Origin of the sequence: Bacillus sp. JJ675, from assembly GCF_036963165.1 — a bacterium.
GTDB classification, from domain to species: domain Bacteria; phylum Bacillota; class Bacilli; order Bacillales; family Bacillaceae; genus Bacillus; species Bacillus glycinifermentans.
On record NZ_JBALMR010000081.1, the window covers coordinates 1,589 to 6,929 of the forward strand.

9 protein-coding genes are annotated in these 5,341 nt (G+C 48.6%); all 9 read left to right on the forward strand.

Annotated elements, in window-relative coordinates:
• The first annotated feature begins 166 nt into the window (after positions 1 to 166).
• Positions 167 to 496, forward strand: a complete 330-nt coding sequence (locus V7126_RS19985) for a hypothetical protein (RefSeq protein WP_335498541.1) — start codon at positions 167 to 169, stop codon at positions 494 to 496.
• 559 nt (positions 497 to 1,055) lie between these two features.
• Complete coding sequence (locus V7126_RS19990; protein ID WP_335498543.1) at positions 1,056 to 1,412, forward strand: hypothetical protein; 357 nt, start codon at positions 1,056 to 1,058, stop codon at positions 1,410 to 1,412.
• Positions 1,412 to 1,567 carry a hypothetical protein gene (locus tag V7126_RS19995; protein ID WP_335498545.1) on the forward strand — a complete coding sequence of 52 codons (156 nt, stop codon included), beginning with the start codon at positions 1,412 to 1,414 and terminating at the stop codon, positions 1,565 to 1,567. Before V7126_RS19990 ends, V7126_RS19995 begins: the two co-directional genes overlap by 1 nt.
• Positions 1,551 to 1,934, forward strand: a complete 384-nt coding sequence (locus V7126_RS20000; protein ID WP_335498547.1) for a hypothetical protein — start codon at positions 1,551 to 1,553, stop codon at positions 1,932 to 1,934. Before V7126_RS19995 ends, V7126_RS20000 begins: the two co-directional genes overlap by 17 nt.
• A gap of 16 nt (positions 1,935 to 1,950) precedes the next feature.
• The gene (locus V7126_RS20005; protein ID WP_247069550.1) at positions 1,951 to 2,997 is read left to right on the forward strand and encodes a hypothetical protein; all 1,047 of its coding nucleotides are present in this window, start codon (positions 1,951 to 1,953) and stop codon (positions 2,995 to 2,997) included.
• The gene (locus V7126_RS20010; protein WP_046132602.1) at positions 2,994 to 3,197 is read left to right on the forward strand and encodes a hypothetical protein; all 204 of its coding nucleotides are present in this window, start codon (positions 2,994 to 2,996) and stop codon (positions 3,195 to 3,197) included. The genes V7126_RS20005 and V7126_RS20010 overlap by 4 nt, the downstream gene beginning before the upstream one ends.
• Before the next feature lie 18 nt (positions 3,198 to 3,215).
• Positions 3,216 to 3,983 (forward strand): ATP-binding protein, encoded by a 768-nt coding sequence (locus tag V7126_RS20015; protein WP_046132601.1) that lies wholly within the window; start codon positions 3,216 to 3,218, stop codon positions 3,981 to 3,983.
• 208 nt (positions 3,984 to 4,191) lie between these two features.
• Positions 4,192 to 4,680: a hypothetical protein gene (locus V7126_RS20020; RefSeq protein ID WP_046132599.1), complete on the forward strand. Its 489-nt coding sequence runs from the start codon at positions 4,192 to 4,194 to the stop codon at positions 4,678 to 4,680.
• On the forward strand, positions 4,677 to 5,341 hold a 665-nt coding region (locus tag V7126_RS20025), incomplete at its 3' end, for a phage antirepressor (RefSeq protein WP_335498553.1). The genes V7126_RS20020 and V7126_RS20025, both read left to right, overlap by 4 nt.

The window sequence follows — 5,341 nt, forward strand, 5'->3', positions numbered from 1 at the left end:
AATTAAAGTCGTCCATCGAATTTTTACTCGACAATATGGAGCTAGTCGCCCGCCAAGTCGAACTAAACGCGGTTCTGATGCGAAAAGGAAAAGACGCCCTTATCCGCGCAGGCTTCACCGAAGACCAGGCGCTTGAAATTATCAAAGCGAGAGGAGCGATGTTGTAATGACGATTGAAATCCCGATTTCCCCCGATTACAAACTCACGTCAGACGAACGCAATATCATCGTAAATGAACGCTATTTCACCGATCCAACGAAAGCGCCGAACTGGCCGAAGCGGCTCGCCGAAAATCCCGACTTAGATCCGTCACCAATCGCACGTTGGCGAGAGATCGCGTACCTCCCATCGGTTGATCGCGCAATCGAGTTCGTCATGGATCGGCGGATAAAATTATCCGACGCCAAAACGCTCGAAGAACTCACACGAATTATACACGAATTTCGCGGGGAATTAGCGGCTTTGTTGACAGTCGAGGGTAATCGTAAGGGCTGACGTTGGAAGGGCAAAAATACACGGAATGGAGGCGTTAAAATGATCGTTCCAAAATTCGATAGAGATCGCATTATCCAAGGCGCAAAGGAACTCGGAATTGAGGTACGGGAGGTTGCTCCGGGAGAGGGCGGCGTGTTTATTCAGGAGGAAGACGGATCAGAGCGGAGGCTGACGACGTTCGATCTGTTTCCGGAAGNNGCCGGATTGATTGCGGAAAACGAGCGGTTGAAGGAAGAAAACGAGCGCTGGGCAAGAGAACTCGCGGCTATTCGCGATATGCTGCCGAAAGATTACGGATTCGAGGAAGGCACACTCGAATATGCGGTAGCTTATCCGGAGGGCGTAAGAGACCTCGTAAAGCAAACGGTCGAGCGGATGAAGGCTTCCGATGAATTCCACAAATATCTATACGAAGAATGCGACGAATACAACGTTAAACTTATTAAAATGCTCGCGGATTGCTTGCCAGCTTTGGACGAAAGTAAGACGGACTATACGGAATTATCAAAAGAGATCCGGGAGATATACGAGGCATTCTCAGTATAAGGAGGACGAATAGATGAGCGAAATTAAAAAGCCGGCGATTACGGAGGAGCAGGCGTATGCGCTACTTGGGCTATACGTAGAGAGATGGTCGAAGGAGGACGTTCTGGAATACCATGTAACGCGTGAGTGGACGGACCGATTTAGTCCGTTAAATGATCTAGACACCGTGACGATCGCGGCCGCATTAATCAACGGATATGAAGTCGAAAAGACACCGGAGGAGAAGGTGCGGGAGTATTACGAAGAGCTTATACGCGATAAACGAGTCGCCTTTGATTACGAAGAGCAACTGAGCTATGAGAATATGTCGCACGCAGTTCGTGAAACGTTAAATTGTCTCGGAATCAAAATCGAAGGGGTGAATGCGTGATGAGACCGACATCGATCGAACTTAATACGTCAATGAGAAAACTTAGGCTCGGCGTATCCGAAGAACTATACCCGCACGTACACACGCTTATTCGCGAAATTGAAGCCTTGCGCAAGATTAACGAAATGGGTGACGAAGATGACGACGACAGATAAACCGGTATCCAAATGGAATACGCGCGACTTCCAGGCGTATTTAAAGGCGGAGCATGAACGGCTGTACGGCGTCCCTTACGTTCCGATGCCTACTCGCGAACCATGGAAGGCCGAAGCGGGAATGCTCGGGCGCTGGGTCGGAACGAAGCGGAAGCCGGGCGAATACGGGCCGGAAGTAACGAAGCGATTCATCGATCTATGCTTTGCGGAATACAGGCCGACGGCAGATTGGCCGGGCGTCAGCTTCGGATTTATGCAGAAGTGGATGGGACGGAATTTGCAACGGGCAGTAGCGGAAATCAAAGCCGAAGCAGTGGCGCAACAAAGGCGGGAGCAGCAGGTGGAAATCGGCGACGACTTTTATTAAACGGAGGGATTGCGAGATGACTGAAACGAAAAAGTATGTGCGGATTTTGAAGGCGCCAAATAAATCTAGTTGGTATGCGAATAAAATCGGTCAGGTGTTTGAAGTTGATCGCGAAGGATACACATATTTAATACGAAAAGGACCGCACCACCTGACGGCAGTTCGAAAAGAAGACGCCGAACTCATCGTCACAGAAAAGCGACCAGCCAAGGTTGGCGATAAAGTTTTAATCCTCGACGATTTCAACGAACCAAGGTACATGCTTCACGATGTTGTTCCGGTTATAGGCGGTGTCGATGAACACGGCGTTGCAGTGCGAAAGTCGGGAGAATGGCCAATATATTTAAACAACGAGCAATACGAAGTTATCGTCAATAACGAAGTTAAAAACGAGGAGGCTGACGGAATGAAAATTGATTTGGACGCAATGGGATACGATGAGCTAATCGCACATGGAGAAGCTGTTTTGACGGCGATCCAGCTTCGTTCATATAACGAAGGATATAAACAAGGAAAGTTCGATGCGGACATGGATACGACATATATGCGGCCGCAGGAAAAGAGCGCACAAGAACGCCGGGATGAAATCGTTGAGCAGGCGAAGGCGGACGTTGAACGCCTCAGGATGACTAATAGAATGTTACAGACTTTCGATATAACGTTCGATATCAACCGTGAAAATCGATCTGTAGAGGCGGTCGCAAAGAAACCGTTTAGCAGGACTGCGTTTTATGGAACGGCAGTATGCGCACCAGACGACTGCTTCAACGAGCATATCGGCAAAGCTATCGCTCTCAATCGTGCACTTGGTATCGAAGTGCCTGACGAATATCTTAACGCGCCGCAGCCGACTGAGGTTCGTGTGGGGGATGTTGTCGGTTGTTTCGAAATTAATGAGGTCGCGGATTATTACGGAAAAATCGTGGATGTAAACGAGGATAAGGTTTTTTATGAGGATGGAGGATTCGATTATTTACCTACAGTAACAGAAGGAATTGATGAATGCGGAGAAGAATCGTTTTTAAAAATCATCGACGACAGCCGGACGGAGGTGGGCGAATGAAAATCGGACATTGGACGTTTGGCACACCGGAATACGTAGAGGCTACGAAATTGGCCGAAAGACAGGGACATACGGATGAGTTAATCGATAAAATCGAAGCTTTGACGGAAGAGCTCCATTCTAGCGACTATTACATTGGTTCTTATGAGCAACGAAGAAGGGTCACTTTAATAACGCATTTGCTTGCGGAATTGGTCTAACGAAAGGAGTGAACGCCATTGACTAACGAAAGAAACTGCGTCCTGGCTAACGGATGCAAAGCGGCCGGCACGTCCGCCTGTACTCGCCAATGCCCGCACTTCATCGCACTACACGGCGCATCGGGCAACGGCGGCCGGTCTGCGGCGGCAGGCTTACCGCGTGACTACCGGCTTACCACGCTCGCCAATTCGCCAGCCAGAGCGGGGCAGCCAGCGATATATAAATCGATGGAGAACTACGTCAAGACTTTCGAGCGTCAGTTTGAGCAAACGGAAGGCTATATCGAACCGGCTGACCGTATCAAGTCGTTGTATCTCTACAGCGCGAACTCCGGCACCGGCAAGACGACGACATCGGCGGCGCTCCTTAACGAATGGTTGCGCGTCCATTACAGCGGCTCGTTAAAACGCGGGCAGCAACCATTGCAGCGACCGGCCTATTTCCTCGATGTGAACGAATGGCAGACGGAATTCAACCTCGCAACCATGACGAACGACGAGGATGGCTTGACGGAGTTCAAACGAAAGATGACGCTGGCGATGTCGACTCCCTTTGCGGTGCTGGATGACGTTGGAGTGCGGGATTGTACGCCGGCATTTCGCGGCTATCTTCACGCAATAGTTAACGCAAGAGTAACGGACCAGTTGCCGACGATTTATACGAGTAACATCGCGATCGAACGGCTGCCGGATGTGTTCGGAGAGCAGCGACTGACGGATCGGATTCGAGATCTATGTCGCGTGATCGAGTTCGAAGGAGAATCGAAAAGGGGGCTACGGAGATGAACTTCTTCAGACGAAAGCGAATGCAGTCGCAATGTTTCCATGAGTGGAGAGTGCGGGATTTTTGTATAGAGTACGACTATAGTGGTGTACGTCCTGATCCTATCGAATTCTATGAAATCGGTTGTCAAAAGTGCGGAAAAAGTCGCCACATCGATCAATATCAATTTTCGCGAATGTGTAGTACCGGTATGATCGCGAGGGATTCCGAATGAAAACGGACATTACTTTCGGAGACCTGGTCGCAGTAGACGGATACCCTGACCGTATTTTCTACGTTGATGCGCGGCGTAAAGTCGAAGAGGAGGACGATATTGGTGCCTCCAATTACGTCGAGTTCGATCTGACTGACGCAATCAATGGCGAATGTATTGTCGCGGATTCGAGTGACTTGCGGTTGGTCTGCCGCAAACAGTACGCCGAACGATTCCTTGACGATTTTGATTACGAAAACTATCCGGAGCCGGAGGGAACAGCGTTTCACTTTGCGGAGTTACCAAATGAAGATCTTGTAACTAAGATTCGCGAAGGAATCGAAAAGGCGTGGGGTGGCATGACGAAAAAGCAATCGAAAGAGAAAACGAAGAAAATCGATGAGTTAAACGATTACAAACGTTTGGAAGCGATGTACGGTGATGCGGAATATAAGGCGAAGCAGGACGAGGTAAAGGTGAAATTAAAGCGGGAGGTCGAGCGATGATGAACGAATTACAAAAAGTATTCAATTATCAAGATCAACAGGTGAGAACGGTCGTTAAGGATGGAGAACCTTGGTTCGTCGCAAAAGATGTCTGCGAGATTTTAGGGATTAAAAATGCCACCCAAGCAGTAGCGAAATTGGATGATGATGAACGGGCTATGTTCAACATAGGTCGTCAAGGTAACACAAATATTGTAAATGAAGCGGGTCTTTACACTTTGATTCTTGGTAGCCGCAAACCAGAAGCCAAACAGTTCAAAAGATGGATCACTCACGAAGTCATCCCGACAATCAGAAAAACGGGCGGCTATGTCGCGAATGACGATCTATTTATTCAAACGTATCTGCCGTTTGCAGACGACCAAACAAAACTTTTATTTAGCGCAACTTTAGAGACTGTACGCAAGCAAAACGAAGTAATTTCCGAAATGAAACCGAAAGCGGAGGAACACGATCGTTTTATCGCCGCGACAAACGTTCAGACGTTGGAGCAGGCAGCCAAATCGCTTGGTGTTGGGCGTAACAAATTAACGTCATTTTTACGGACAATCGGCGTATTTGTTCGGAAAGAAGGCTCGCCGGTTCCTTATCAGCGCTACATCAACGAAGGCTATTTTAAAGTTAAACAATCACCGTCTAGGTATTACGGAGTTAACTTTGT

What these genes read in the sequence shown, in the direction of transcription:
- V7126_RS19995 (WP_335498545.1), top strand. Translation starts at nt 1,412, where the DNA reads ATGAGACCGACATCGATCGAACTTAATACGTCAATGAGAAAACTTAGG.
- V7126_RS19990 (WP_335498543.1), top strand. Translation starts at nt 1,056, where the DNA reads ATGAGCGAAATTAAAAAGCCGGCGATTACGGAGGAGCAGGCGTATGCG.
- V7126_RS20020 (WP_046132599.1), top strand. Translation starts at nt 4,192, where the DNA reads ATGAAAACGGACATTACTTTCGGAGACCTGGTCGCAGTAGACGGATAC.
- V7126_RS19985 (WP_335498541.1), top strand. Translation starts at nt 167, where the DNA reads ATGACGATTGAAATCCCGATTTCCCCCGATTACAAACTCACGTCAGAC.
- V7126_RS20010 (WP_046132602.1), top strand. Translation starts at nt 2,994, where the DNA reads ATGAAAATCGGACATTGGACGTTTGGCACACCGGAATACGTAGAGGCT.
- V7126_RS20005 (WP_247069550.1), top strand. Translation starts at nt 1,951, where the DNA reads ATGACTGAAACGAAAAAGTATGTGCGGATTTTGAAGGCGCCAAATAAA.
- V7126_RS20000 (WP_335498547.1), top strand. Translation starts at nt 1,551, where the DNA reads ATGACGACGACAGATAAACCGGTATCCAAATGGAATACGCGCGACTTC.